Here is a 26,683-nt window from a genome sequence, read left to right as displayed (position 1 = left end):
GCAGGGCCGACCGAGGGCGGGCTCAGGACAGCCGCTCGACCACCATCGCCATGCCCTGGCCGCCGCCGACGCACATGGTCTCCAGCCCGAACTGCTTGTCGTGGAAGCGCAGGCTGTTGATCAGGGTGGAGGTGATCCGGGCGCCGGTCATGCCGAACGGGTGGCCGACCGCGATGGCGCCGCCGTTGACGTTGAGCTTGTCCATGTCGACGCCCAGCTCCTCGGCGGACGGCAGCACCTGGGCGGCGAACGCCTCGTTGATCTCGACCAGGTCGATGTCGTCGATGGTCATGCCGGCCCGCGCCAGCGCCCGGCGGGACGCCTCGACCGGGCCCAGCCCCATGATCTCCGGGGACAGCGCGGACACGCCGGTGGACACGATCCGCGCCAGCGGGGTGATGCCCAGTTCGGCGGCCTTGGCGTCGCTCATGATGACCACGGCCGCGGCGCCGTCGTTGAGCGGGCAGCAGTTGCCGGGGGTGACCGTCCCGTCGGGGCGGAAGGACGGCTGCAGCGCCGCGACCTTCTCGTAGGTGGTGCCCGGGCGGGGGCCGTCGTCCTTGTCCACGACGGTGCCGTCCGGGAGGGTGACGGGGGTGATGTCGGACGCCCAGAAGCCGTTGGCGATGGCCTTCTCGGCGAGGTTCTGGGAGCGGACGCCGAACTCGTCCTGCGCCTTCCGCGAGACGCCGCGCAGCTGGGCGACGTTCTCGGCGGTCTGGCCCATGGCGATGTAGATGTCGGGGATCCGGCCGTCCTCGCGCGGGTCGCGCCAGGGTTCGGCCTGGCCCTCCGAGCGCTTGGCGGTGCGCTCCATCGCCTCGGCGAACACCGGGTTCTGGGTGTCGGGCAGGCCGTCGCTGCTGCCCTTGGCGAACCGGGACACCATCTCCACGCCCGCCGAGATGACCACGTCGGCCTCGCCCGCCTTGATCGCGTGGAAGGCCATCCGGGTGGTCTGCAGGGACGAGGAGCAGTACCGGGTGATGGTGGCGCCGGGCACCTGGTCCCAGCCGAGCAGCACGGCGACGACGCGGGCCATGTTGTAGCCCTGCTCGCCCCCGGGCAGGCCGCAGCCGAGCAGCAGGTCGTCGACCTGGCCCGGGTCCAGCTGCGGCACCTTGGCCATGGCCGCCTTGATCATCTCGGCGGTGAGGTCGTCGGGGCGCAGGTCCTTCAGCGACCCCTTGAAGGCGCGTCCGATCGGGGAGCGCGCGGTGGCGACGATGACTGCCTCGGGCATGACGGATCTCCTCGTGTCAGCGGCCGATGCCGGTTGTTACCCGCCGGTCACTTCCGAAATCTAACAGGCGGATCTCCGTCTTCCCAGGCCGCGCCCCGGCGGAGACCGCCGGGGCGCCGGGGCTAGGCCGCTCCGTGCCGGACCGTCTCGGGGTCCTCGGGCTCCCCGGCGGCCTCGCCGACCTCGCGGCGCCGCAGCAGGGTGGCCCAGCGGCCCCGGGGACCGCGCTCGCGGCCCGCGACCCGGGTGCCGGCGACCTCGGTGCCGGGCTCCTCGGCGGCCTCGGCGGCGGCCAGGTAGACGGGCAGGATGCCCTCGCCGCGCCGCACGTCCGGCGGCTCCTCGACCTCGGGCTCCAGCCCGAGGGCCGCGGCCATCGACGGCAGCACGGCGGCGGCCGCCGCGGCGTAGCCCCGGGCGGACGGGTGGTAGCGGTCGGCGCTGAACATCTCCCGCGGGTCGGCCTCGAACTCGCGGCCGAGCAGGTCGCCCAGCGACACCGTCCGCCCGCCGCGCTCGACCACCGCGATGGTCTGCGCGGCGGCGAGCTGGCGGCTGGCGCGGCGGGCGATCCACCGCAGCGGCTGCATCACCGGCTGCACCGTGCCGAGGTCGGGGCAGGTGCCGACGACCACCCGGCAGCCCGCGCCGTGCAGCCGCTCCACGGCCGCGGCCAGGTGGCGCACCGATTCGGCGGCCGGCACCCGGGCGGTGACGTCGTTGGCGCCGATCATGATGACGGCGATGTCGGGGTGGGCGGCCAGGGCCTTGTCCACCTGGCCGGGCAGCGCCTCGGAGCGGGCGCCCGACAGCGCCACGTTGGTCAGCCGCACCGGATGTCCCGCGATCGCCGACAGGCCCGCGGCCAGCAGCGCGCCGGGCGTCTCGTCGGGCTCGTGCACGCCCAGCCCGGCCGCGGTGGAGTCGCCGAGCATCACGAACGACAGCGGAGCGGCCGACGCCTCCCCGTCCCCGGCGCCGATCCCGTACACGCCGTCGGCGACCGGCGGGTCCCCGTTGGGCGTGGCCTGGATGATCCGGCGGGCCAGCTTGGCCTCGACGACGAGGAGACCGAAGGTCAGGCCCCCGAGGGCGGTGAGGCCACCGCCTCCGTAGGCGGCGGCGGTAGCGATGCGGCGTGCCGTCAACGCTCTCAGCATCGTCCGTTGACCCTCCGTATCCGGCGGGCACGGCACCGTCACCGGAACGTGCCCGCCGCCGTCTCACTGGGCTACCGTCAGGACTTGGAATCTATCCGAACCCGCATCCCTCCCCGACCAGGCACACGCTGGTTGAACAGGGATGTAACAAACTGATTCGACAAGGAAGTCGCGGTGCAGGTACACGATTCGCTGGTCGAGCTGATGGGCGACACCCCGCTCGTCCGGCTGCGCAAAGTCACCGCCGGGCTGCGCCCACAGGTGCTCGCCAAGGTGGAGTACTTCAATCCCGGCGGCTCGGTCAAGGACCGCATCGCGGTCCGCATGATCGACGCCGCCGAGCGGTCCGGCCTGCTCCGGCCGGGCGGCACGATCGTCGAGCCGACCTCCGGCAACACCGGGGTGGGGCTGGCCATCGTCGCGCAGGAGCGCGGCTACCGCTGCGTCTTCGTGTGCCCGGACAAGGTCGCCAAGGACAAGCTGGACGTGCTGCGCGCGTACGGCGCCGAGGTCGTGGTGTGCCCGACCGCGGTGCCGCCCGACCACCCCGAGTCGTACTACTCGGTCTCCGACCGGCTGGCCGCCGAGATCCCCGGGGCCTGGAAGCCGAACCAGTACGTCAACCCGGACAACCCGCGCTCGCACTACGAGACCACCGGCCCGGAGATCTGGCGGCAGACCGACGGGCGGATCACCCACTTCGTGGCGGGCATCGGCACCGGCGGCACGATCAGCGGCGCGGGACGCTACCTGAAGGAGGCGTCCGGCGGGCGGGTCAAGGTGATCGGCGCCGACCCCGAGGGCTCGGTGTACTCGGGGGGCAGCGGCCGTCCGTACCTGGTGGAGGGCGTCGGCGAGGACATCTGGCCGGAGACCTACGACCGGACGATCTGCGACGAGGTCATCGCGATCTCCGACAAGGAGTCGTTCACCATGACCCGGCGGCTGGCCCGCGAGGAGGCGCTGCTGGTCGGCGGGTCGTGCGGGATGGCGGTGGCGGCCGCGCTGCGGGTCGCCGCGGACCTCGAGGAGGACGCCGCCGTGGACGCGGTGATCGTGGTGCTGCTGCCGGACGGCGGCCGCGGCTACCTTTCAAAGATTTTCAACGACGACTGGATGGCGGACTACGGCTTCCTTACCCCGGCCACCGAGGAGGCCCGGGTGGGCGAGGTGCTCACCCGCAAGAGCGGGCAGCTGCCGGAGTTCGTGCACGTCCACCCGCACGAGACCGTGGAGACCGCGGTCTCGATCATGCGCGAGTACGAGGTGTCGCAGCTTCCGGTGATGAAGGAGGAGCCGCCGGTCATGGCGGCCGAGGTGGTCGGCTCGGTGGCCGAGCGCGACCTGCTGGACCTGCTGGTGCGCGACCGCGGCTCGCTGGGCGACGCCATCGGCGAGCACATGTCGGCGCCGCTGCCGACGATCGGGTCCGGCGAGCCGGTGAGCAAGGCCGTGGCGGTCCTGGAGAAGGCGGGCGCGCTGGTCGTGCTCGTCGACGGCAAGCCCAAGGGCCTGCTCACCCGCCAGGACCTGCTCGCCTTCCTCGCCGGCGGGTAGCCGCCCGGTCGGCGGGCGGGCCGCCTTCCCCCGGACGCGGCGAAGCGCCGGAACCCCGCGCGAGGGGCTCCGGCGCTTCGGTTTCTTCCCCGGGTGTTGGGCCGCGGGCCGCCGGCGTGTGGGCGGCGAGGTCGGCCGGCGTTCCGCGGCCCAACGTCTCTATCGGTCGCGGGGGCGCCGCCCCCGCCGGGCCGGGACCCGCTAGGTGCGGGCCCCCGTGCGGGCGAACTCCTCCTCCAGCGGGCCGGCCTTGCCGGGCGAGGCGGGCCGGTCGCCGTGCCCGGGCCACCAGGCCCGGTGGCCGAGCAGCGCGGTGACGCCCGGCACCAGGAAGATCGACATCACGAAGGCCGACAGCGCGATGCCGATGGCGATCGAGAAGCCCATCTGCCGCAGCATCGAGACCTCGGCCACCAGCATCACCGCGAAGGTGCCGGCCAGGATGAGGCCCGCCGCGGCGACCGTGGGGCCGCCGTGCTCCACCGCCAGCGCGGCGGCGCGCCGCGGCTCGTGCCCCTCCTTGGCCTCCTCGCGCAGCCGCGCGGTCATCAGGATGTTGTAGTCGGTCCCGATGGCCAGCACGAACAGGTACAGCATGATCGGCAGGTGGAAGACCTCGCCGGGCTCGCCCATCAGCCCCTGGAACAGGTACACCGCGGAGCCCAGGGTGGCGGCGAAGCCGAGCAGCACCGCCGGGACCAGGTACAGCGGGGCGACCACCGACCGCAGCAGGAGCAGCAGGATCAGTGCGATCAGCACGCCCGCCACCGGCAGGATGACCGACAGGTCGCGGTTGACCACCTTGTTGATGTCGCCGTAGATGGCGGTCTCACCGCCGACCAGCATCTTCGTGCCCGGCGGGGTGATCTTGTGGGCCGCGGGCCGCAGCTCGTCCTTGACCAGGTTGATCGACTCGTTGGACACCGGGTTGTCCTTGAGCAGCAGGTCCACCTGGACGACCCGGCCGCCCGGCGCGGACTGGGCGGGCTGCACGCCGCCCACCCCCGGCAGCGACCCGGCCTGCTGCCGGAACGACTCGATCGCGGACTTGGGGATCGGCTGCCCGTTCTCCGACTGCAGGTAGACCTGGACGGGCTTGGTCAGGCCGGCCGGGAAGGCGCTCTGCATGTCCTTCATGGCCTGCGCGGACTCGGTGTTGTCCGGGAAGCTGGACTGGAAGTCGTAGTCGGCCTTGAACCCGGTCGCCCCGACCGCCAGGACGACCAGCAGCCCCCCGGAGACCAGCGCGACCAGCGCCGGGCGCCGCCCGACCATCCGGCCGAGGCCGGTGGCGACCCGCGCCGTCGGCTGCTGCTTCCACGACTTGGACGGCCAGAACACCGCCGGGCCCAGCAGCGACACGATCGCCGGGAACACCGTCAGCGACGTGATGCCCATGACCAGCACGCCGATGGCCAGCGACGGGCCCCAGGCGGAGAAGATGCCGAACGAGGCGAGCATCAGCACCAGGAAGGTCACCGCGATGGCGGCCGCGGCCGAGGTGATGACCTCGCCGACCCGCTCCATCGCCACGATCATCGCGGTCTTCTTGTCGTCGCCGGCGCGCAGCCGCTCCCGGTAGCGGAACAGGACGAACAGGTAGTAGTCGGCGCCGATGCCGAACAGCACGATCGTCATGATGATCTGCAGGCTGTCGTCGCCGGTGAAGTCCAGCAGCTTGGACGCGACGCCGATCAGACCGGTGGCCATGGCCTCGGTCAGCATGATCACGATGATCGGCAGGATCGCCGCGACCGGCGCCCGGAAGATCAGCAGGATCAGCCCGATGATCAGCACGAAGGTGCCGACGGACACCAGGACGAACGAGGTGTTGAAGGAGTCCTCGTTGTCGGTGAACGTGGCGACGTCACCGCCGACGTTGGCCGTCAGCCCGGACCCCAGCAGGCCCGGCAGGTCCTTGCGGATGTCCTTGACCGCCTCGCCCTGGTCGGTCTGCGCGTCCATCGAGGTGCCCTTCATGGGCACGCTGATCAGCTGGATCCTCTTGTCGGGCGACACCGCCTGCGGGCCGGTGGCGAACGCCTGCACCGTCGGGTACTTCTTGGCCGTCAGCGCCTGCGCGGCCTGCCCGATCTTGGCGCTGTCGGCCGCGGTGAGCTGCCCGCCGTCGGACCGCTTCACCACGATCAGGGTGGTGGCGTCGGCCTGCTGCGGGAAGGACTTCTGCGCCAGCTCGGCGGCCTGGACGGCCTCGTAGGAGGACGGCAGGAACTCGCTCTGGTCGGACTCGGTCTTCAGCGAGGGTGACAGGAAGACGATGGCGACCCAGGCCACCGCCCATGTCAGGAGCGTCAGCCACGGGTGTCTGACCACCACGCGGGCCAGGCGTGCGAACATGCGGTTTCCTTCGATGGGGGGAAGCGGTACGCGCGCGCGACCCCCGGGGGGATCGCGCGCTCGGTTCGGGCCGCTCGGCGTGCGGGGGCGCCGGAACGGGAGTGAACAGTCGTCTCGGGTTACGCGTTCAACGGTAGGGATCGACCAGGCGAAAGTGGTCAACCCGGGAGCCGAAATGGCGGCTGATACCTATGGGGGACCGCCTCCTCCCGAAGGAGTGCCGGGGGGCGGATAGCCTCGTGCTCATGGACGACGAGGTTCACCGGGCATTCGAGACGCTGGCCATCCACGCCGGGCAGGAGCCCGACCCGGCCACGGGGGCGGTCGTACCCCCGATCTACCAGGTCTCGACCTACAAGCAGGACGGCATCGGGGGGCTGCGCGGCGGCTACGAGTACTCCCGTTCGGCCAATCCGACGCGTACCGCGCTGGAAGTATGCCTGGCCGAACTGGAGGGGGGAGCGCGGGGGCTGGCGTTCGCCTCCGGGCTGGCCGCCGAGGACACCCTCCTGCGCACGGTGTGCGCGCCGGGCGACCACGCCGTCATCCCCGGTGACGCCTACGGCGGCACCTACCGGCTGTTCGCCAAGGTGTTCGAGCGGTGGGGGCTGGCGTACGACCCGGTGCCGCTCGGCGACGTGGCCGCGGTGCGCGCCGCCGTGCGCCCCGAAACGAGGCTCATCTGGGTGGAGACGCCGACCAACCCGCTGCTCGGCGTGGCCGACATCGCCGCGCTGGCCGCCGTCGCGCACGAGGCGGGCGCCCTGCTGGTGGTCGACAACACCTTCGCCTCGCCCTACCTGCAGCGGCCGCTGGCGCTGGGCGCCGACGTGGTCGTCCACTCGACCACCAAGTACCTGGGCGGCCACTCCGACGTGGTCGGCGGCGCGCTGGTGGCGGCCGACGCCGACCTGGGGGAGCGCCTGGCGTTCCACCAGAACTCCATGGGCGCGGTGGCCGGGCCGTTCGACGCCTGGCTGACCCTGCGCGGCATCAAGACGCTCGCGGTGCGGATGGACCGGCACTGCGCCAACGCCGCCGCCGTGGTGGACATGCTCACCGCGCACCCGGCCGTCGAGCAGGTGCTCTACCCCGGGCTGCCCGACCACCCGGGCCACGAGACCGCGGCCAAGCAGATGCGCGGCTTCGGCGGCATGGTGTCCTTCCGGATGGGGTCGGAGGAGGCCGCCGTGCGGGTGTGCGAGCGGACGGAGCTGTTCACCCTCGGCGAGTCCCTGGGCGGGGTGGAGTCGCTGATCGAGCACCCGGCGCGGATGACCCACGCCTCGGCCGCCGGGTCGCCGCTGGAGGTCCCGGCCGACCTGGTGCGGCTGTCGGTCGGCATCGAGGACGCCGGCGACCTGCTGGCCGATCTGCGTCGGGCGCTCGGCTGACCTCGGCGGCCGCGGCGGCGGCGCCGATGGCCCGGCGCGGGCCGGGGCCGCTCTATATGATGTGCGCACCAAGATCTCTTCAGGAAAGGGTCCGGGGTGCGCAAGGTATTGGTGAGCGGAGCGGCGTTCGCCGCCACCTGCATCGCGGCCGTCACCGCGACCGGCGGGGCCGCCCAGGCCACCGTGCCGACCCCACCGTCCGGCGGGCAGGCCACGTCCGAGGCGACCGTCTCGCCGTCGCCGACGTCGGCGACGCCGGAGCCGGAGGCGTCGGCGGAGCCGTCCGGTCCGGAGGGGGCGTCGACGCCGTCGCAGACCCCCGGTTCGCCCGGCACGTCCGCCCCGGACACCGACAGCGACTCGGTGACGACGGCGCGGGCGGTGATGGTGACGCCCGCGCCGCCCCGCACGGTCACCTACGCCTACGGGACCGCGCCGCGCCAGCGCCTCGACGCGTACTGGCGCCCGTCCGCGGCGCAGGGCTCGACGGCGCAGGGCGCGCGGCAGACGGGCAAGCGTCCGGGCGTGCTGCTGCTGCACGGCGGTTACTGGCTCGGCGGCGACAAGAGCAGCTGGAAGTACTTCGCGCGCCGCCTGACCAACGAGGGCTTCGCGGTCTTCGCCGCCAACTACCGGCTGGCGGGCACCGCCGCCTGGCCCGCCCAGCGCGACGACGCCGAGGCCGCGCTCGACTACGTCAAGCGCAACGCCGCCCGCTGGAACGTCGACCCGGACCGCATCGCGGTGATCGGCTCGTCGGCCGGCGGGCTGCTGGCCACCCAGCTCGGCGCCTACGGCCAGGGCGCCCAGCGCGTCCGCGGGGTGGTCGCGCTGTCGCCGGTCAACACCCCGTACCTGGCGTACCAGACCGGCGCCGAGACGACCGCCACCCCCGGCCAGCGCAAGCTGCGCCGCGCCGTGGTCACGCTGCTGGGCTGCCGTCCCGTGACCGGCAACTCCACCTGCTGGACGAAGGTCGACGACGCCACCGCGGCCACGCACGCCTCGTCGGGCGACGCCCCGATGCTGATCATGCACGGCACCACCGAGTTCGTCCCGCGCACGCAGAGCACCGGCCTGGCCGGGGCGCTCAACCGCGCCGGAGTGCCCGCCACGGTGGTCGCGGTGCCGGGCAGCATGCACGGGCCCGCCCTGATGCAGGACCCGAGCGTCTACCCGCGGATCCTGTCCTTCCTCAAGGCCCGCACCCGCTGACGCGGGGCCGCTCGTTCGTCGCCGCTGAACCCCCCGCCGCGACCGGCGTGGGGGTTCGGCGCGCTAGGAGTTCCAGATCATCAGGACGAGGATCACCAGCCAGAGCAGGGCCACCACGCCGGAGATCGCGGCGATGCGGCCGCGTTCCACCTGCGCGACGTCCTCGAACGTCGCGGTGGCCACCGCCCCGGCGGGCTTCTGCCCGCCCTCGGCCGGAGCGGGCCGCTCCCCGGCGGGCCCGGATTCCGGCCGCTCCGCCTCGACCGGCCGCCGCGCCTCGGCCGCCGCCACCTCCAGCGCGTGCGCGGCCTTGCGCTGGTCGCGTTCCACGAGCAGCAGCAGGACCAGCGCCACCAGGAACAGGGTCATCGACGCCGTCAGCCACATCTGGTCGAACCGCCCCTTGGCCAGGAACAGCCCGAACAGGAAGATCCCCAGGGTGCTCAGCCCGTAGATCCGCGTGATCCGGGTGAGGTAGCGCAGCACCACCACGTCGCCCTTGCGGATGTAGCGCGGGCTGGCCATCGTGGCGGCCGTCAGCGGCCCCAGCGTGAAGATCGCGAACCCGATGTGCAGGAACAGCAGCAGCCGGTCGGTGGTCGACATACCACCGACCCTAGCGACCGGGTGACCGCGGCGGACGGCGGGTGGGGCGCGGCCCGCCCGCTCCCTTGACGGGGATTTTGGGGGCGGCCCCCCGAACGGTGACGCTCGCTCAGCGGCGGCCGCGGCGCACCCGCAGGTAGTCGCTGACGACGTACTCGCCGAGCCGTTCGGCGTCGGGGGCGAACACCCGGCCGCCGTTGCGCCGGGCCACCTCCTCCACGAACGACACCAGGCGGCGGTCCTCGGCCAGCATGAACACGTTGAGGCAGGCGCCGCGCCGGGTCATCTTGTCGACCTCGGCCAGCGTCAGCACGAGGGTCTCGGGGGACGGCGGGTAGTCGAACAGGGACCGGCCGTCGGGGCGCAGGTGCGCGGTGGGCTCCCCGTCGGTGACCACCAGCACGATCGGCTCGAAGTCGGGGTGCCGGTCCAGATGCCGGCCGGCGATCATCAGCGCGTGGTGCAGGTTGGTGCCCTGCACCATGTCCCAGTCCAGCCCGGCCATCTCGGTGGGATGCAGCACCCGGGCGTAGTTGGAGAACCCGATGATCTGGATGGCGTCCTGCGGGTACTTGCTGGTCACCAGGGTGTGCAGGGCCAGGGTGGTCTGCTTGGCCGCCGCCCAGGTGCCGCGCAGCACCATCGAGTACGACAGGTCCACCAGCAGGCACACGGCCGCGGCGGTGCGGCGCTCGGTCTCCTGCACCTCGAAGTCGTCGACGTCCAGCCGGACGCCGTGCGGGCGCAGGCCGCCGCCCTCGGCGGGGCCCTCCATGGCGTTGCGGCGGATCGCGTTGCCCACCGTGCGGACGACGTCGAGGGGCTGCTCGTCGCCGAACCGCCAGGGCCGGCTGGAACCGGTCAGCTCCCCGGCCTGCCCGGCGTCGCGCTGGTCGTGGTCGCCCTGCCGGCCGGAGGTGAGCCGGGCGAACACCCGGCGCAGCGCCGTCTCGCCGAGCCGCCGCACCGCCTTGGGCGTCAGCTCCAGGCCGCCGCGGCGGCGCTGCAGGTAGCCCTGGCGCTCCAGCTCGGCCTCGATGCGGCGCAGCTGCGCCAGGTCGTCGACGGCCTGGCGGCCCAGCGCGCGGCGGACCGCCTCCTCGTCGATGTCGTCCAGCCGCGCGCCCGGGTAGTCCTGGGCGAGCGCGGCCTCCAGTTCGGCCAGGTCGGCCAGCTCGGCGAGCGCGGTGGTGGCGTCGCCCATGCCGAGCGGGTCCTGCCCGGTCATCTGCTCCTGCCCGCCCCAGGCCAGGTCGGGACGGCGGGCGCGCAGCGCGTCGGTCAGCCGGGCCATCTCCATGGCCAGGCCCGCGTCCTGCATGACCTGGTCCATCAGCCCGGCCAGCTCGGCGCGCTGCTCGGGCGTCAGCGAGTCCAGCAGGCGCTCCGTGGCGGCCGCGCGGCGGGCCAGCGAGTCGACCAGCTCCTCCAGGTTCTGCGGGTTCTCCGGGAAGAAGTCCCCGTACTCGCGCATGAACCGGTCGAAGTCGGCCTGGGTGTGCTCGCCGCGGGCGTCCCGGTCGAGCATGTCGTTCAGCGCGGCCATCATGTCCTTGACCCGCTGCATCACCCGCGGGTCCTGGCTGCTGAGGGCCTGCTTCATGCCCTGGAAGCGGGCGTCCAGCACCTCGCGCCGCAGCAGGTCCTTGAGCTGCTCGTAGGTGGCGCGGGCCGCGTCCGACCGCCAGTCGTAGTCGGCCAGCCGCCGCACCGCCTGGGAGGTGTCGGACGGCAGCGCGTCCAGCTCGGCCTCGCGCAGCCGGGCCTCGTCGCTGGGGTCGGGGAACAGCTCGGCCCGCTCCTGCCCGATCGCGGTGTCCAGCAGCGCGCGCACCTGCTCCAGCGTCCCGTCCAGGCGGCCGCGCTCGCGCAGTTCGCGGCGGCGCCGCCGCACCTCGCGCAGCAGGTCGTCCAGCCCGCGGCGGCCCTGCGCGCCGGGCAGGCCGCGGCGCAGCAGCTCGCGCAGCGCCTCCTCGGGGCGGGTCCCCTCCAGCACCGAGTCGCCCATCGCGTCCAGCGCGGCCCGCACGTCGTACGGCGGGGCCAGCGGGTCGGGCCCGCCCTGATACGGCCCGTACCGGTAACGGCTCATCGAACCCCCAGGTTCTTGGGGACGGTCAGGTGCGACCCGGAAGGGTCCGGGTGCGGTGTCAGGTGCGGTACGTGGCGGTGCCGTCGCCGCGGCCGGTCGCGGTGTCCTTCGACAGCCGGCGGGTCAGGAACAGCCCCTCCATGGCGAACTCCAGCGCCGCCGCGGCCTGCCCCGGCGACTCCCCGGTCATGTCCAGCCGTTCCATGATCTTGGCCAGGCCGGGTACCGGGCCGATGCGGCGCAGCAGCTCGGTGGCGGGCACCAGCTCGCCGGACTCCACGCTCTCGCCGGCGTCGAACTTGTCCAGCAGCCCGGACAGGTCGGCCCCGCCGAGGGTGCGGCGGTAGGTCTCGGCGATCGCCCGGCGCAGCAGGTGCTCCAGCACCTCCTGCTCGCGGCCCTCCTCGCTGACCTCGAACTCCACCTTGCCCATCAGCGCCGGGACCACGGCGGGCAGGTCGCAGACCCGGGCCACCGCGTGCTCCTCGCCGGTCAGCGCGGCGCGCCGCACCGCCCCCGCGGCCACGGTCTCGGCGCCCGCCAGCGCGAACCGCGCCGACACGCCGGACCGGGCGTCCACCGCGGTCGACTCGCGCACCAGGCGGGTGAAGCGGGCCACCACCTCCAGCAGGTGGGCCGGCACCTCGGCGGGCAGGTCGGCCGCGCTCGCCGGGCCGTCGCCGGCGAAGAAGTCGAACTCGGCCTCCTGGCGGATGAGGTCCAGCTCGTCGTCCAGTTCCAGCGGGTAGTGGGTGCGGATCTCGGCGCCGAACCGGTCCTTCAGCGGGGTGATGATGCGGCCGCGGTTGGTGTAGTCCTCGGGGTTGGCGCTGGCCACCAGCAGCACGTCCAGCGGCAGCCGCAGCGCGTAGCCGCGGACCTGCACGTCGCGCTCCTCCAGCACGTTCAGCAGCGCCACCTGGATGCGCTCGGCCAGGTCGGGCAGCTCGTTGATGCAGAACACGCCCCGGTTGGTGCGCGGCACCAGGCCGAAGTGGACGGTCTCGGGGTCGCCCAGCGTGCGGCCCTCGGCCACCTTGATCGGGTCGACGTCGCCGATGAGGTCGCCGACGCCGGTGTCGGGGGTGGCCAGCTTCTCGCCGTACCGCTCGTCGCGGTGCTTCCAGGCGACCGGCAGGTCGTCGCCCAGCTCGTCGGCCAGGCGGCGGCAGCGCACGCAGACCGGCGCGTACGGGTGGTCGTTGATCTCGCACCCGGCGACCACCGGGGTCCACTCGTCCAGCAGGCCCGCGATGGTGCGGATCAGCCGCGTCTTGCCCTGCCCGCGCTCGCCCAGCAGGACCATGTCGTGTCCGGCGAGCAGGGCCCGCTCCACGTGCGGCAGCACGGTGTCGTCGAACCCCACGATGCCCGGGAAGCGCGGCTCGCCCGATTTCAGGCGGACGAGCAGGTTGTGGCGGATCTCGGCCTTCACCGACCGGTGGACGTGGCCGCTCGCCCGCAGCCCGCCCCGCGTGGTCTCTGGAGGTGTGGATGGACGCACGCGATCGACACTACGTCGCGGACGCTGCCGGTCGCACCCCCGCACGCGGGGTTTGGGCCCGCGGGCGGGCACGGGGGAGACTGGGACGGTGAACGCACGACGGTGCGGGAACCCCCAAGTATGAGAACGCGGGACGCCGCGGACGAGGGAGGGGGCGCCGATGACGCGATTCGGTGACGGACTGGCCCTGGGCCCCGATCTTTCGGCCGCCGCCGAGTCGGCGGTCGAGCAGGCGATCGCCCCGCTGACCGGCAGTCCGGATCTTCTGTGCCTGTTCGTGTCCGGGCCGGACCCGAGCGAGGTGGCGGAGGCGGCGCACCGGGCGATGCGCGGCGCCGGCGCCCGCGTCGTCGTCGGCTGCAACGCCTCCGGGGTGATCGGCGGCGGCCGCGGGGTGGAGGACGAGCGGGCGGCCAGCGCGTGGGCGGCCGAGCTGCCCGGGGCGCGGCTGGAGCCGTTCCGGCTGGAGACCCTCAAGGCCGACGACCGGCTCGTCGTGGTCGGCATGCCCGAGACCCGCGACGACGACGTGGTGGGCCTGCTGCTGACCGACCCCTACACCTTCCCGGTGGACGCGTTCGTGGAGCGCTCGGGCGAGGCGCTGCCCGGCCTGCCGCTGGTCGGCGGCATGGCCGACGGCGGCGGACGCGGCGCCACCCGGCTGTTCCTCAACGGCCGGGTGCACGACTCGGGCGCGGTCGGGGTGGTGCTCGGCGGTCCGGTGGCCGCGGCGACCGTGGTCAGCCAGGGCGCCCGGCCGATCGGCCCCGACATGGTGGTCACCCGGGCCGACGACAACCTGGTGTACGAGCTGGCGGGCACCCCGGCGCTGGACAAGCTGGAGCAGATCGTGCTGGGCCTGCCCGAGGAGGAGCAGGAGCTGGCCGGGCGCGGCCTGCTGATCGGCCTGGCCATGGACGAGTACGCCGACGAGCACGAGTACGGAGACTTCCTGGTGCGCGGGGTGGTGGGCGCCGACACCGACAGCGGCGCCATCGCCATCGGCGACGTGGTGGAGGTCGGCCGCACCGTGCGGTTCCAGGTGCGCGACGCCGGGGCCGCCGACCAGGACCTGGCCGACCTGCTGGAGCGCTTCGACCTGAACCCGGTGGAGGGGGCGCTGCTGTTCTCCTGCAACGGGCGCGGCCGGGCCATGTTCCCCGACTCCGACCACGACGCCAAGATGCTGACCCGGGCGTTCGGGCCCGCGGGCGTCGGCGGCTTCTTCGCCGCCGGGGAGATCGGCCCGGTCGCCGGGCGCAACCACGTGCACGGGTTCACCGCGTCGATCCTGGCGTTCGGCCCGGCCGGTGCCGGTGACTGAGCCGGTGACCGGGCCGGTGCCCGGGCCGACGGCCGGGCCGGTGGTGCTGGCCGTCGACATCGGCGGCACGAAGACCGCCGCGGCGGTGGTGGACGGCGACGGCCGGATCGTCGCGCAGGGCCGCACGCCCACGCTCGCCCAGGAGAACCCCGAGGTGCTGTGGAAGGCGCTGACGGACCTGCTGGACGAGGTGCACGCCGCCGCGGGCGGCACGTCCCCGGCCGGGGTCGGCGTGGGCTGCAGCGGCCCGATGACCTGGCCGGACGCCGAGGTCTCGCCGCTGAACATCCCGGCCTGGCGGGGGTTCCCGCTGCGCCGGCGGCTGCGCGAGCGCTACCCGGGCCTGCCGGTGCGGGTGCACAACGACGCGGTGTGCGTCGCCGTCGGCGAGCACTGGCGGGGCGCCGGGCGCGGCCACGGCAACGTCCTGGGCATGGTGGTGTCCACCGGCGTCGGCGGCGGGCTGGTGCTCGGCGGCCGCCTGGTGGACGGGGCGTCCGGCAACGCCGGGCACGTCGGGCACATCGTCGTCGAACCCGGCGGCCCGCCGTGCCCGTGCGGGGGACGCGGCTGCCTGGAGGCCGTGGCCAGCGGACCGTCCCTGGTCCGCTGGGCCCGCGGCGAGGGCTGGCGCCCGGACGAGCCCGCCGCCACCGGCGCCGACCTGGCCGCCGACGCCCGCGCCGGGAACCGCGTCGCCCTGGCGGCCGTGCGGCGCGCGGGCCGCGCGGTGGGCGTCGCACTGGCGTCCGCCGCCCACCTGTGCGACCTGGACGCGGCCGTCATCGGCGGCGGGGTGTCGCAGATCGGCGCCCCGCTGTTCGACGCGGTGCGCGAGGCGCTGGACGTCCACGCCCGGATGGACTTCGCGCGGCGCCTGCGGGTCGTGCCCACCGCCCTCGGCCAGACCTCCGGCCTGATCGGCGCCGCCGCCCTCGTACTGGCCGGCGACCGGTACTGGACGGCCGGCTGACCCTTCCCGGCCGGCCCTTCCCGGCCGACCCTTTCGGACCGCGGGGTCCGCGCCCTCTCGGCGGCGGCGCGGGACGGTTCGCGTGGGAGGATCGGGAGCATGGCCCTCGTCTCCGTCGACGACGTCCGCGCGGCGCGCGAACTGCTGCGCGAGGTGATCGAGCCGACGCCGCTCGTCCGCTCCCGGGTGCTGTCGGAGCTGATCGGCGGCCCCGTCTACCTCAAGTGCGAGAACCTGCAGCGCACCGGCTCGTTCAAGATCCGCGGCGCGTATGTGCGGATCGCCCGGCTCAGCGACGCCGAGCGGGCCCGCGGGGTCGTGGCGGCCAGCGCGGGCAACCACGCCCAGGGCGTGGCGCTGGCGGCGAGCATGCTCGGCGCCAAGGCCACGGTGTACATGCCGGAGGGCGCGCCGCTGCCCAAGGTCGCCGCGACCCGCGGTTACGGCGCCGACGTGGTGTTCCCCGGCCCCACCGTGGACGACTGCCTGGCCGCCGCGCAGCGGCACGCCGAGGAGCACGGCGCGGTGCTCATCCACCCCTTCGACCACCCGGACGTGGTGGCCGGGCAGGGCACGATCGGGCTGGAGATCCTCGACCGGCTGCCGGACGTGCGCACCGTCGTCGGGGCCGTCGGCGGGGGCGGGCTGATGTCGGGCGTGGCCGTGGCGCTCAAGGGCGCGGTCGCCGAGACCGGCGGCCCGGACATCAAGGTCGTCGGCGCGCAGGCCAAGCGGGCGGCGGCGTTCCCCGCGTCGCTGGCGGCGGGCCGGCCCGTCCGGGTGGAGGTGCAGCCCACCATGGCCGACGGCATCTCCGTCGGCCGCCCCGGCGACCTCACCTACGACCTGGTGACCGAGCTGCTGGACGCGGTCGTCACCGTCACCGAGGAGTCGATCTCCCAGGCGCTGCTGCTGTGCCTCGAACGCGCCAAGCAGGTGGTGGAGCCGGCGGGCGCCGCGGGCGTGGCGGCGCTGCTGGAGCACTCCTACGCCGTGCGGACCCCGGTGGTGGTGCTGCTGTCGGGCGGCAACATCGACCCGCTGCTGCTGTCGAAGGTGCTGCGGCACGGCCTGGCCGGGGCGGGCCGCTACCTGGTCGTGCGGTGCCGCCTCCACGACCGTCCCGGCGCCCTGGTCACGCTGCTCGGCGAGCTGGCCGAGCTGGGCGTCAACGTGCTGGACGTCATGCACGAACGGGTCGCGGCCCGGCTGCACGTCGAGGAGGCCGAGGTGCTCATGCACCTGGAGACGCGCGGCGCCGACCACTGCGAGGAGGTGCTGACCCGGCTGCGGGACAAGGGGTACACCCTCGTCCAGACGTGAGCCGGGCCCGGGGCGGCGCGCCCCGGGCCCGGCACCGCGTCAGCGGCGGGTCACAGGGCGGGCTTGCCGGAGGTGTAGACCCACTTGTCGAACAGGGCGTCGAGCTGCTTGCCGGAGACCTTCTCGGCGAACGCGATGAAGTCCCGGGTGGAGACGTTGCCGTCCCGGTTGACCGTCGGCCACAGCTTGACGAGCCGGAAGAACGCCCGGTCGCCGATGGTCTTGCGGAGCGCGTGCAGGGTCATCGCGCCCCGGTCGTAGACGGTGGAGTGGAAGATGTTGTCGCGGCCGGGGTCGGCCGTGACCGGCTTCCACAGGTCGTCGTCGGCGGGCGTGGCGTACACCTCGTCGAAGCTCTGCTGCGCGGTCTTGCCGGTGTACTTCTCGAAGTACAGCCACTCGGAGTAGGTGGCGAAGCCCTCGTTGAGCCAGATGTCGGCCCAGCGCTCGGGCGTCACGCTGTCGCCGAACCACTGGTGGGCCAGCTCGTGGACGGTCAGGTCCGGCCGCGGGATGGTGCCCGGCCGCCGGCCCAGGTCGTACACCGGGCGGCCCTGGGTCTCCAGCGCGTACCCGACCCCGGCGTCGACCACGATGCCGCCGGTGGAGGAGAACGGGTAGCGGCCGTAGGTGTCCGCCAGCCATTCCAGGAACTGGCCGGTCTGGTGGTGGAAGTCCGTCGCCGACGAGGCGGGGATGCCGAGCCGGGTGTGGGTGGCGGTGATGTTGGGGATGCCGCGCTTGGTCCGGCCCTTGACCACGTCGAACTTCCCGATCGCGATCATGCTGAGCTCGCTGGCCATGGGCCTGTTCATCACCCATCGGGTGGTGGTGCGGGCGCCGCTGGTCCAGCGGCCCGCCGGGTCGCCGTTGGCCAGCGTGGTGAGGTCCTTCGGCGCGGTCAGCGTGAAGGTGTAGGTGGCCTTGTCGGCCGGGGTGTCGTTGACCGGGTAGACGGTCGCGGCGCCGATCGGCTGGTTGAGCATGACCGCGCCGTCGGCGGTCGGGATCCAGCCGGAGCGGCCCAGCGCCGGGTCGTCCACGCCCTCGGGGACGCCCGAGTACGCCACCCGGACGGTGAAGCCGGTGCCCTTGCGCAGGCCCTTGGCCGGGGTGATCTGCAGCTCCTGGGCGCCGGTGCGCTTGTAGGCGGCCTTCCTGCCGTTCACCGTCAGCGCCGAGATCCGCAGCGGCCCCTGGAAGTCGAGGTTGAACCGCGACAGGTGCTGGGTGGCCCGCGCCTTGATCGTGGTGACCGCGGAGATGCCCTTGGACGCCGGGTCGTAGGTCAGCGCGATGTCGTAGTGGGCGGCGTCGTAGCCGCCGTTGCCCATGTCGGGGAAGTAGGGGTCGCCCGCGCTCGCCGCGCCGGGCGTGTACCGCACGGCGGCCGCGCCCGCGGGTGCGGCCGTCGCCATCAGGCTCGCGGCGACGCCGAGCGCCACCGCGGCCGCCGCTCGGGGAGATCTGCTCATCGGCTCGTCCTCAGCTCATCAGACAACGCCCATCAAGCTGGCAGCGCGATCTGCGCGGGACAAGCTCGATTCGGTATCGAATTCGTTGGGACCGCCCGCCCCGGCCGGGGCGGTCAGCCCGCGGTGCCGGGCAGGGCGGTGAGGAACAGGCGGGTGATCTCGCGGGTGTCGTCGGTGCGCCAGGCCACGGCCAGCTCGGCGGGCGTCAGGCCGCGCACGGGCCGGCAGACCACGCCGGGCCGCTGGTAGAGGCGCGTGTTGCCCTCGGCGAGCAGGACGACGCCCAGGCCGGACGACACCGCCTCGAACACCTCGTCCGGGGCGGTGGCCTCGGCGCCGATCCGCGGCGGACGCCCCCCGCGGGCGTCCAGCGCCAGCCAGAAGTCGCGCAGCGGACCGGCCGCGGCGGGCAGCGCGATGAACGGCTCGTCCAGCAGGTCGGCGAAGTCGATCTCGGCGCGGGCGGCCAGCGGGTGGTCGTCGGGCAGCGCCACATGGCGGCGCTCGCCGGCCAGGGTGCGGGTGCTGATGCCGGCGGTGGGCACCGGCAGCCACACGAACGCCACGTCGCTGGAGGCGTCGGCCAGCCCGGCGCTGGGGTCGTCCCAGCCGACCAGCCGCAGCGAGACCGTCCAGCCGGGCGCCAGCTCCCGGAACCGGCGCAGGGCCCGGCGCTGCAGGTCGCGGCCGACGGCCGTCTGCATGCCGACGACCAGGGTGCGGGGGCGGCCGAGCACGCGGGTCTCGGCGTAGGCGCGGTCCCAGACGTCCAGGACGTCGCGGACGGCCGGCAGCAGCGCCGCGCCCTGCGGCGTCAGCGCGATCCCGCGGCCGCGCCGCTCGAACAGCTCGAAGCCCAGCCGCCGCTCCAGCGCGCGGATCTGCTTGGACAGCGCCGGCTGCGAGACGAACAGCCGGGCGGCGGCGCGGGTGAAGTTCAGCTCGTCGGCGATGGCCGCGAAGTAGCGCAGCTCCCGGAGATGGGCATCCATTACTTCTGGTTATACCGCTATGTCTTGGACGTTCGGACCGTCCCGGCGGCAGCGTGGGGGCATGACCGAGATTCCTGCGCGCGAGCTGGGCCGCCTGCGGGTGCCCGCGATCGGATACGGGGCGATGGTGCTGTCGCCCGGCATGTACGGCGACATCGACGAGGACCGGGCGCTGGCCGCGCTGCGCCACGCGCTCGACGCCGGCGCCACGTTCGTCGACACCAGCGACGGCTACGGCGAGGACGGCCACAACGAGCGGCTCGTCGGCAAGGCCGTCAAGGGCCGCCGGGACGAGGTGGTGGTGGCCACCAAGTTCGGGTTCCGCGTGCCCGACGGCGCCGAGCCGCACCGCTTCCCGGTCGGGTTCGCGTTCGGCGAGCTGGCCGTCAACGCCGAGCCCCGGTACGTGCGCGGGTACGCCGAGGCCAGCCTGCGCAACCTGGGCGTCGACGTGATCGACCTGTACTACCCGCACTTCCCCGACCCGCAGGTGCCGATCGAGGACACCGTGGGCGCGGTCGCCGAGCTGGTGGACGACGGCCTCGTCCGCTACCTGGGGCTGTCCAACGTCACGGCCGAGCAGCTGCGGCGGGCGCACGCGGTGCATCCCGTGCAGGCCGTGCAGACCGAGTGGTCGATGTGGCGGCCGGTGGACCCCGACCTGTCGGCGGCCGCACGCGAGCTCGGCGTCGGGCTGGTGGCGTGGAGCCCGCTGGGCGCCGGGTTCCTGACCGGCACCGTCGAAAAGGTCGGCGACGGCGATTTCCGCCGCAACCACCCCCGGTTCGACGACGCCAACCTCGCCGCCAACAACGACGCCTACGTGGCCGTGCGCGGCATCGCCGCCGACCTCGGCATCACCCCCGGGCAGCTGGCGCTGGCGTGGCTGCTGCACCAGGGCGACGACGTGGTGCCGATCCCCGGCAGCCGCACCCCCGCCCACATCGATGAGAACCTTCAGGCCGCCCGCATCGACCTGCACGCCGACACGCTCGCGCAGGTGGACGCCGTGCTGGCGCGGTTCGCCCCGGCGGGCGGCACGCTGCTGCGGGACGGCGGCCGATGACCGGGCGGCGGACCGCGGCGGCGGCCGCGCTGGCCGCCGCGCTGACGCTCGCCTGGTGCGCAGGGACCGGCGAGTCTCCGGACGCCGCGTCGGCGACGTCGGCGGGGGAGCCGGCCGGGGAGTCGTCGGCGCGGCCGCCGGACCGGGCCCCGCCGCCGGGGTCGACGCCGCCGCGCAGGCGTACGTGGACGCGGTCGACCGGCGCGATCTGGACGCGCTGGTGGACGCGTTCGCCGCCGGCGAGACGGTGGTCGACGCGTCCCGGAGGATCAGCGGCCGCGACGCCATCCGCACCTGGGCGCGCAACGAGGTGATCGGCGGCACCCTGCGGGTCCTGTCGATCGTGGAGCGGCGGGGCGACGGGCAGAAGCTGCTGGTGCACTGGGCGCCGTCCGGGGCGCAGGGCTGGCGGGCGCACTACGACTTCACCGTGTCCGGCGGCAAGATCCGCACCGCCGACCTGCAGTACGCCTGAGACCGGCACGCCTGAGACCGGTGCGCCTGAGACCGGTGCGCCTGAGACCGGTGCGCCTGAGGTGCGCGCGTCCGCCGCGGCAGGGACTCACAGGCGGCGGGCCTCCCGGGGGCGGGCTCCACCGGCGGGGCGGTCACCAGCGGCGGGGCTTGCCCTTGCCGTACAGCCAGGCGCGGAACAGGCCGTCCAGGTCGCGGCCGGAGATCCGCTCGGACAGCCGGACGAACTCGGGCGTGGTGGCGCTGCCGTCGCGGTGGGTGCGCGCCCACTCGCGCAGGATCGCGAAGAACGCGCGGTCGCCGACCCGCCGGCGCAGCGCGTGCAGGCACATCGCCCCCCGCGTGTAGACCGAGAACCCGAACATGTCCTTGCGGCCGGGCACCCCGGGCGGCGGGCGGAAGACCGAGGAGTCGCCGGGCATCCGGTAGTACCGGCGGAACACCTGCTCGGCGGTGCCGCGGTGGCGTCCGCCCCGCTCGCCCCGCTCCCGCCACAGCCACTCGGCGTAGGTGGCGAAGCCCTCGTTGAGCCAGATGTCCCGCCAGTTGCGCACGCTGACGCTGTTGCCGAACCACTGGTGCGCAAGCTCGTGCACGATGAACTCCTCGCTCGGCACGAACCCGGCGTAGACCGGACGCTCCTGGGTCTCCAGCGCGTAGTCCAGCTGCGGGTCGTCGACGACGGCGCCCGCCGTGGCGAACGGATAGCGGCCGAACATCTTCTCCGCCCAGCGCACTGCCTTGATCGTGGTGCGGTGCACGCGCTCGGCCGACCCGCGGAACTTCGGATCGACGGCGGTGATCACCGGGATGCGGCCCGCCCGGCCGCGCCGCATCCGGAACCGGCCGATCGCGACCGTCGCCAGGTAGCTGGCCATGGGCGAGTCCTCGGCCCACTCGTAGGTCGTCCGGCCGCCCCGGCGGACGACGCGGCCGGGCCTGCCGTTGGCGACCGCGCGCAGGCCCTTGGGCACGGTGATCCGGAACGAGTAGGTCGCCTTGTCGCTGGGATGGTCGTTGACCGGCAGCCAGGTCGGCGCGCCGTCCGGCTGGGACAGCACGACCGCGCCGTCCCGGGTCGGTATCCACCCGTAGGTGCCGAGGGGGCCGTCCGGCATCGGGCCGGGCCGCCCGGCGTACCGCACCACCGCGGTGAACGTCTGCCCCGCGGGGATCATCCGCGGCGGGATGATCATCAGTTCCTGGCCGTCGCGCTCGTGGCGGGCGGGCCTGCCCTCGACCGTGACCGAGGAGATGGCCGGACCGCGGAAGTCCAGGCTGAACGCCGACAGCGACTGCGCCGCCCGGGCGTTGACGGTGACGGCGGCGTCCACCTCGCCGCCCTTCCTGCCGGAGTAGGTGAGATCGACGTCGTAGTGCTGGACGTCGTAGCCGCCGTTGCCCGCGTGGGGGAAGTAGGGGTCGCCGAGGCCAAAGCCGCCGATCACGCCGTAGTCGGCGGGATCCTCCCCGGGGACGGCGGACGCGTCCCCGCCGCCCGTGGTCACCAGCAGGACGGCCGCGGTCGTCGCCGCGGTCGCGCGCACCCAAACCCCGTTCATCGAGGTCACTGTGCGCGGCGGGGCGGCGCGGCGGCGCACGGACGCGCCGGAGGCTGCCCAGAGCTTGCCTGCGCTTGGCCGCCGTTTGACGGTCGCGGCCCCTGGCCGGGGTCAGCGGCCGGGGCGGCCCCGCTTGTACAGCCAGTCGTCGAACAGCGTGCGCAGCTTCTGCCCCGACACCCGTTCGGCCACCTCGATGAACTGCTCGGTGGTGCCCGAGGAGTGCCGCCGCTCCTTGGTCCAGGTCTGCAGGATCCGGAAGAACGCGTCGTCGCCGACCTTCGTGCGCAGCGCGTGCAGGGTCATGCCGCCCCGGTCGTACACCGAGCGGGCGAACATCTGCGTGCGGCCGGGGTTGCCCGGCGGCACGTCCCACAGCTCGCGGTTCGCGCGGTTGGCGTACAGCTCGTCGAACTTGGACTGCACGGTCTGCCCGCCCGACTTCTCCAGCCACAGCCACTCGGCGTAGGTGGCGAAGCCCTCGTTCAGCCAGATGTCCTTCCAGCGGGTCAGGCTGACGCTGTTGCCGAACCACTGGTGCGCCAGCTCGTGCGCCAGCAGCGACTCGTCGAGGTCGTACGCCCCGTACACCGGGCGGTTCTGCGTCTCCAGTGCGAACCCGACCTCGGCGTTGTCGGCGATGCCGCCGGTGGAGGAGAACGGGAACGGGCCGAACCGCCGCGCCAGCTCGTCGGTGATCTCGGCGTTCTTGGCGTGGAAGGCGTCCAGCTCGGTGCCCGGCAGCGTCGGGTCGACCGCGGTGATGTTGGTGACCCCGCCGGACGTGCGGCCCGTCGCGACGTTGAACCGGCCCACGGTGACCGTGGCCAGGTAGGTGGCCATCGGCTCCTTCACCCGCCACTTGGTCGTCGTCGACCGGCGCGCGGAGATCGGCGTGACCGCCGGGCTCTGCTCCGCGCCGGGCGAACCGGGCGCCTCGGGGCCGCCGGACGGGGCGCCGCCCCCGGTGTTCAGCGGGGCGGCGGGCTCGCCGTTGGCGACGGCGGTCAGCCCCTCCGGAACGGTGATCTCGAAGTCGAACGTGGCCTTGTCGCTGGGGTGGTCGTTGCTGGGGAACCAGGTGTGCGCGCCGCTCGGCTGGCACGCCACGAACACCCCGTCGGGGGTGCGGATCCACCCGTAGCGGCCCAGGATCGGGTCGTTGACCGCGCGCGGCGTCCCCGAGTAGCGCACCACCACGGTGAACCGGGCGCCCTTCTCCACCGGCTTGGCCGGGGCGACGGTCAGCTCCTCGCCCTCCTGCCGCTGCTGCGCCGCCGCGCCGTCCACCGTCACCTGCGACACCTGCAGGCCGGCCAGGTCGAGGTTGAACGACGGCAGCCGCTGCGTGGCGGTGGCGGTGATCTCGGCGGTGCCGTCCAGCTCCTGGGCGCCGCCCGGCGTGATGGCCAGCTTGAGGCCGTAGTGCTGGACGTCGTACCCGGCGTTGCCGGCGCCGGGCACGTAGGGGTCGCCGATGGTGTCCTGCCCGGGGCGGACGGCCGCCTCCTGCGAAGCCTGGGCCGACCGGCCCGTGCCGCGGTCCGTGCTGGGCAGCTGGCAGGCCGCCGCCGCGCCGACGAGCGCCAGCGCGGTCAGGCCCGCGGCACCGCGTGCGGCGGCACGCGAGCGACGCGGGCGGGCGGGCCTGTGCGGGTCTCCGGCGATAGGCACGGTGCCCAGCCTGCCCGCCGCCGGGCGGAGTGGGCAAATCCGCAGTAAAAAGATCTACCGCCGGGGGTCGATCAGCGCCGGGCGTAGGGGTTGGGCGAGCCGGGCGGCGCCTTGACCACCACCGTCCCCGCGACCTTGTCGTGCAGGGCCTGCCTGCGCTCGTCCCACAGGATCCACGCCACGTCGACGATGCCGACGCAGCCGCACAGGCCGCCCAGGACGCTGTAGAACGCCGACCGGCCCGCGGCCTGGCCGGCGCTGATCGCGCCGCCGGTGTCGGCCCGCACCACCCTGGTCCTCAGCAGCATCTTGCCGAGCGTCTGCCCGAACCGCAGGTGCATCAGCCAGTAGTAGAGGAACGCGAGCCCGAGGTAGGCCAGGTTCACCGCCAGCTGCCCGCGGTCGACCGCCGGGGCGTTCGGGGACGGGCCGGTCATCTGCCGCCAGTCCACCAGCGGCAGCAGGACCGGCAGCATCACCACGCTGAGCAGAAGGGAGTCGACGACGGCCGCGCCGAGCCGCGCCCAGCGGCTGGCGAGTTCGGCCGGGGGCCCCGCTGTTCCGGACGGGCCGTGGCCGCCGGGGGACGGGGGCGTCCCGTACCGGGGGACCTCGCCCTTGGCGCCGTAGGAGCCGGGATACGGAGGCGGCTCGCCGGGCTGTTCGCCGGGCTGGGGCTGCCGGGGCGGCGGCTGGGCGCCGGACTCGCCGGGGGCGCGCCACGGCCGGTCCTCCGGCCGTTCCCCGGGCGTGGGGTCGTGCGGCGGATGCGTCATGCCGTCAAGGTGGGCTGGCGCCACCGCCGCCCGGACCTCACCACGCCCGGGACCGGCGAATGTTTACCGCCCGCTGATCGCCCGTTGCCGCCGGGCGCGCCGCGGGGCGGGCCGGCTCACAGGTTGCCGCGGCGGGCCTGCTCGCGCTCGATCGCCTCGAACAGGGCCTTGAAGTTGCCCTTGCCGAAGCCCAGGGAGCCGTGCCGCTCGATGAGCTCGAAGAACACCGTGGGCCGGTCCTGGACCGGCTTGGTGAAGATCTGCAGCAGGTAGCCGTCCTCGTCGCGGTCCACCAGGATGCGGCGCTTCTGCAGCTCCTCGACCGGCACCCGCACCTCGCCGATGCGGGCGCGCAGCTCGGGGTCCTCGTAGTAGGAGTCGGGGGTGTCGAGGAACTCCACCCCGGCGGCCCGCATGCCGTCCACCGCGGCCAGGATGTCGTTGGTCGCCAGTGCGACGTGCTGCACGCCCGGGCCGCCGTAGAACTCCAGGTACTCCTCGATCTGCGACTTGCGCTTGCCCTCGGCGGGCTCGTTCAGCGGGAACTTCACCTTGCGGGTGCCGTCCGCCACGACCTTGGACATCAGCGCCGAGTACTCGGTGGCGATGTCGTCGCCGATGAACTCGGCCATGTCGGTGAAGCCCATGACCCGGTGGTAGAAGTCGGCCCACTCGTCCATGCGCTCGACGTTGCCCACGCAGTGGTCGATCGCCTGGAAGTACCGCTTGGCCGGCGGCTCGACGATCGGGTCGGCGGGGACGAAGCCGGGCAGGTAGGGCCCGGTGTAGTTGGAGCGGTCCACCAGGGAGTGCCGCGTCTCCCCGTAGGTGGCGATCGCGGCGATCACGACCTTGCCGTGGTCGTCCTCCAGAACGTGCGGCTCGGCCAGGCCCGTGGCGCCCTTGGCGAGCGCGTGCCGGTAGGCCGCCTCGACGTCGGGGACCTCGATGGCCAGGTCGACCACCCCGTCGCCGTGCTCGGCGACGTGCCGTCCGAGGTCGGTGCCCGCCCGCACCGGCCCGCGGAACACGAACCGCACCGAACCCGACTCCAGCACGTGCACCGCCTCGTCGCGGCTGCCGTTCTCCGGGCCGCGGTAGGCGACCCGGCGCATGCCGAACGCGGTGGAGTAGTAGTGCGCCGCCTGCACGGCGTTGCCGACGGCGAACACGACGGCGTCCATGCCCTTGACCGGAAACTCGTCCATGCCGCCAATCTCGACAGACGGCTGCAGAGTGCGCAAGAGTGGTCCAAATCACTAGGCAATCTGCACAGTGCCATGGGGGAACGCCCGAGAGACCTGTACAGGATGACCACGAGGAGGACGCGGTGCCCGCCGAACCCGTCGACGGCCTGGACGGACGGTTGATCGAACTGCTGGCCGCCGAACCGCGCATCGGGGTGCTGGAGGCGTCCCGCCGCCTGGGCGTGGCGCGCGGCACCGTGCAGGCGCGGCTGGACCGCCTGGCCAGGCGCGGGATCGTCCGCGGCTACGGCCCCGACGTGGACCCGGCCGCGCTCGGCTACGGCGTGACGGCGTTCGTCACCCTGCAGATCCGCCAGCCCGGCGGGCACGACCCGGTGGCCGAGCGGCTCGCCGCGATCCCCGAGGTGATCGAGGCGCACACGATCACCGGGCCGGGCGACATGCTGTGCCGCATCGTCGCCCGCAGCAACCAGGACCTGCAGCGCGTCATCGACCTGGTCGTCGACGTGCGCGGGGTGGAGCGCGCCTCGACGGTGATCTCCCTGGCCACGCAGGTGCCCTACCGCACCCTCCCGCTCGTCCGCCAGGCCGCCCGCGCCGCCGAGGCCGCCCGCCGCGCGGGAACGCCCGCCGACGACCGGCAGCCGCGCAACGGGGGCCGGTGAACGGTCGGTCTCGCGCGGGCGGCCGGGGGGACGCGGGGGCGC

At 73.9% G+C, this 26,683-nt stretch carries 21 protein-coding genes; 9 read left to right on the top strand and 12 right to left on the bottom strand.

Features of this window, described 5'->3' with window-relative positions:
• Positions 1–22: 22 nt before the first annotated feature.
• Both ABD879_RS06225 and ABD879_RS06220 read right to left on the bottom strand, forming a co-directional pair.
• On the bottom strand, positions 23–1,243 hold the full coding sequence (locus tag ABD879_RS06225; RefSeq protein WP_345018316.1) for an acetyl-CoA C-acetyltransferase: 1,221 nt from the start codon (positions 1,241–1,243) through the stop codon (positions 23–25).
• 122 nt (positions 1,244–1,365) lie between these two features.
• Positions 1,366–2,403, bottom strand: a complete 1,038-nt coding sequence (locus tag ABD879_RS06220) for an SGNH/GDSL hydrolase family protein (RefSeq protein WP_345018314.1) — start codon at positions 2,401–2,403, stop codon at positions 1,366–1,368.
• 174 nt (positions 2,404–2,577) lie between these two features.
• On the opposite strand from ABD879_RS06220, the gene ABD879_RS06215 reads away from it, so the two are divergent.
• Positions 2,578–3,960 carry a cystathionine beta-synthase gene (locus ABD879_RS06215; protein WP_345018312.1) on the top strand — a complete coding sequence of 461 codons (1,383 nt, stop codon included), beginning with the start codon at positions 2,578–2,580 and terminating at the stop codon, positions 3,958–3,960.
• A 201-nt stretch (positions 3,961–4,161) separates the two neighbouring features.
• On the opposite strand, the gene ABD879_RS06210 is transcribed toward ABD879_RS06215, so the two are convergent.
• Positions 4,162–6,318, bottom strand: a complete 2,157-nt coding sequence (locus ABD879_RS06210; RefSeq protein WP_345018310.1) for an MMPL family transporter — start codon at positions 6,316–6,318, stop codon at positions 4,162–4,164.
• A gap of 245 nt (positions 6,319–6,563) precedes the next feature.
• On the opposite strand from ABD879_RS06210, the gene ABD879_RS06205 reads away from it, so the two are divergent.
• A complete protein-coding gene (locus ABD879_RS06205; RefSeq protein ID WP_345018308.1) occupies positions 6,564–7,712 on the top strand; it encodes a cystathionine gamma-synthase in 1,149 nt (382 codons plus the stop codon).
• Positions 7,713–7,808: 96 nt separating this feature from the next.
• Complete coding sequence (locus tag ABD879_RS06200) at positions 7,809–8,927, top strand: alpha/beta hydrolase (RefSeq protein ID WP_345018306.1); 1,119 nt, start codon at positions 7,809–7,811, stop codon at positions 8,925–8,927.
• A gap of 63 nt (positions 8,928–8,990) precedes the next feature.
• Here the strand turns inward: ABD879_RS06200 and ABD879_RS06195 are convergent, their stop codons facing one another.
• The 3 genes from ABD879_RS06195 to ABD879_RS06185 all read right to left on the bottom strand — a co-directional run bounded on the left by ABD879_RS06195 (position 8,991) and on the right by ABD879_RS06185 (position 13,129).
• Complete coding sequence (locus ABD879_RS06195; RefSeq protein WP_345018304.1) at positions 8,991–9,533, bottom strand: hypothetical protein; 543 nt, start codon at positions 9,531–9,533, stop codon at positions 8,991–8,993.
• Between the two features lie 109 nt (positions 9,534–9,642).
• The gene (locus tag ABD879_RS06190) at positions 9,643–11,625 is read right to left on the bottom strand and encodes a hypothetical protein (protein WP_345018302.1); all 1,983 of its coding nucleotides are present in this window, start codon (positions 11,623–11,625) and stop codon (positions 9,643–9,645) included.
• A 58-nt stretch (positions 11,626–11,683) separates the two neighbouring features.
• Complete coding sequence (locus ABD879_RS06185; protein ID WP_345018300.1) at positions 11,684–13,129, bottom strand: sigma 54-interacting transcriptional regulator; 1,446 nt, start codon at positions 13,127–13,129, stop codon at positions 11,684–11,686.
• A 160-nt stretch (positions 13,130–13,289) separates the two neighbouring features.
• Here ABD879_RS06185 and ABD879_RS06180 point away from each other — a divergent pair, with 160 nt between their 5' ends.
• The 3 genes from ABD879_RS06180 to ilvA all read left to right on the top strand — a co-directional run bounded on the left by ABD879_RS06180 (position 13,290) and on the right by ilvA (position 16,749).
• Positions 13,290–14,453, top strand: a complete 1,164-nt coding sequence (locus tag ABD879_RS06180) for an FIST signal transduction protein (RefSeq protein ID WP_345018297.1) — start codon at positions 13,290–13,292, stop codon at positions 14,451–14,453.
• Positions 14,446–15,426 carry an ROK family protein gene (locus ABD879_RS06175; protein ID WP_345018295.1) on the top strand — a complete coding sequence of 327 codons (981 nt, stop codon included), beginning with the start codon at positions 14,446–14,448 and terminating at the stop codon, positions 15,424–15,426. The genes ABD879_RS06180 and ABD879_RS06175 overlap by 8 nt, the downstream gene beginning before the upstream one ends.
• A gap of 99 nt (positions 15,427–15,525) precedes the next feature.
• Positions 15,526–16,749, top strand: coding sequence for a threonine ammonia-lyase (gene ilvA, locus ABD879_RS06170; RefSeq protein WP_345018292.1), 1,224 nt, complete (start codon positions 15,526–15,528; stop codon positions 16,747–16,749).
• Positions 16,750–16,799: 50 nt separating this feature from the next.
• Here ilvA and ABD879_RS06165 read toward each other — a convergent pair whose 3' ends face one another.
• Both ABD879_RS06165 and ABD879_RS06160 read right to left on the bottom strand, forming a co-directional pair.
• Entirely contained in the window at positions 16,800–18,224 is a 1,425-nt protein-coding gene (locus ABD879_RS06165) for a M1 family metallopeptidase (protein WP_345018290.1), read from the bottom strand.
• Between the two features lie 113 nt (positions 18,225–18,337).
• Complete coding sequence (locus ABD879_RS06160) at positions 18,338–19,216, bottom strand: LysR substrate-binding domain-containing protein (protein ID WP_345018288.1); 879 nt, start codon at positions 19,214–19,216, stop codon at positions 18,338–18,340.
• 61 nt (positions 19,217–19,277) lie between these two features.
• Between ABD879_RS06160 and ABD879_RS06155 the strand changes: the two genes are divergently transcribed.
• Positions 19,278–20,282: an aldo/keto reductase gene (locus ABD879_RS06155; protein WP_345018286.1), complete on the top strand. Its 1,005-nt coding sequence runs from the start codon at positions 19,278–19,280 to the stop codon at positions 20,280–20,282.
• A gap of 55 nt (positions 20,283–20,337) precedes the next feature.
• The gene (locus ABD879_RS06150) at positions 20,338–20,757 is read left to right on the top strand and encodes a nuclear transport factor 2 family protein (protein WP_345018284.1); all 420 of its coding nucleotides are present in this window, start codon (positions 20,338–20,340) and stop codon (positions 20,755–20,757) included.
• Positions 20,758–20,890: 133 nt separating this feature from the next.
• On the opposite strand, the gene ABD879_RS06145 is transcribed toward ABD879_RS06150, so the two are convergent.
• From ABD879_RS06145 to hppD, 4 genes are all read right to left on the bottom strand, one after another.
• Complete coding sequence (locus tag ABD879_RS06145; protein WP_345018282.1) at positions 20,891–22,318, bottom strand: M1 family metallopeptidase; 1,428 nt, start codon at positions 22,316–22,318, stop codon at positions 20,891–20,893.
• Between the two features lie 111 nt (positions 22,319–22,429).
• The gene (locus ABD879_RS06140) at positions 22,430–23,992 is read right to left on the bottom strand and encodes a M1 family metallopeptidase (protein WP_345018280.1); all 1,563 of its coding nucleotides are present in this window, start codon (positions 23,990–23,992) and stop codon (positions 22,430–22,432) included.
• A 71-nt stretch (positions 23,993–24,063) separates the two neighbouring features.
• On the bottom strand, positions 24,064–24,768 hold the full coding sequence (locus ABD879_RS06135; protein WP_345018278.1) for an RDD family protein: 705 nt from the start codon (positions 24,766–24,768) through the stop codon (positions 24,064–24,066).
• A gap of 116 nt (positions 24,769–24,884) precedes the next feature.
• Positions 24,885–25,976, bottom strand: a complete 1,092-nt coding sequence (gene hppD / locus ABD879_RS06130; RefSeq protein WP_345018277.1) for a 4-hydroxyphenylpyruvate dioxygenase — start codon at positions 25,974–25,976, stop codon at positions 24,885–24,887.
• Positions 25,977–26,098: 122 nt separating this feature from the next.
• On the opposite strand from hppD, the gene ABD879_RS06125 reads away from it, so the two are divergent.
• Entirely contained in the window at positions 26,099–26,641 is a 543-nt protein-coding gene (locus ABD879_RS06125) for an Lrp/AsnC family transcriptional regulator (protein ID WP_345018275.1), read from the top strand.
• Positions 26,642–26,683: the final 42 nt, after the last annotated feature.

Source organism: Actinomadura keratinilytica (assembly GCF_039539665.1).
GTDB classification, from domain to species: domain Bacteria; phylum Actinomycetota; class Actinomycetes; order Streptosporangiales; family Streptosporangiaceae; genus Spirillospora; species Spirillospora keratinilytica.
Note: the sequence above shows the minus strand (reverse complement) of the source record. Positions and strands in the feature narration are given on the sequence as shown.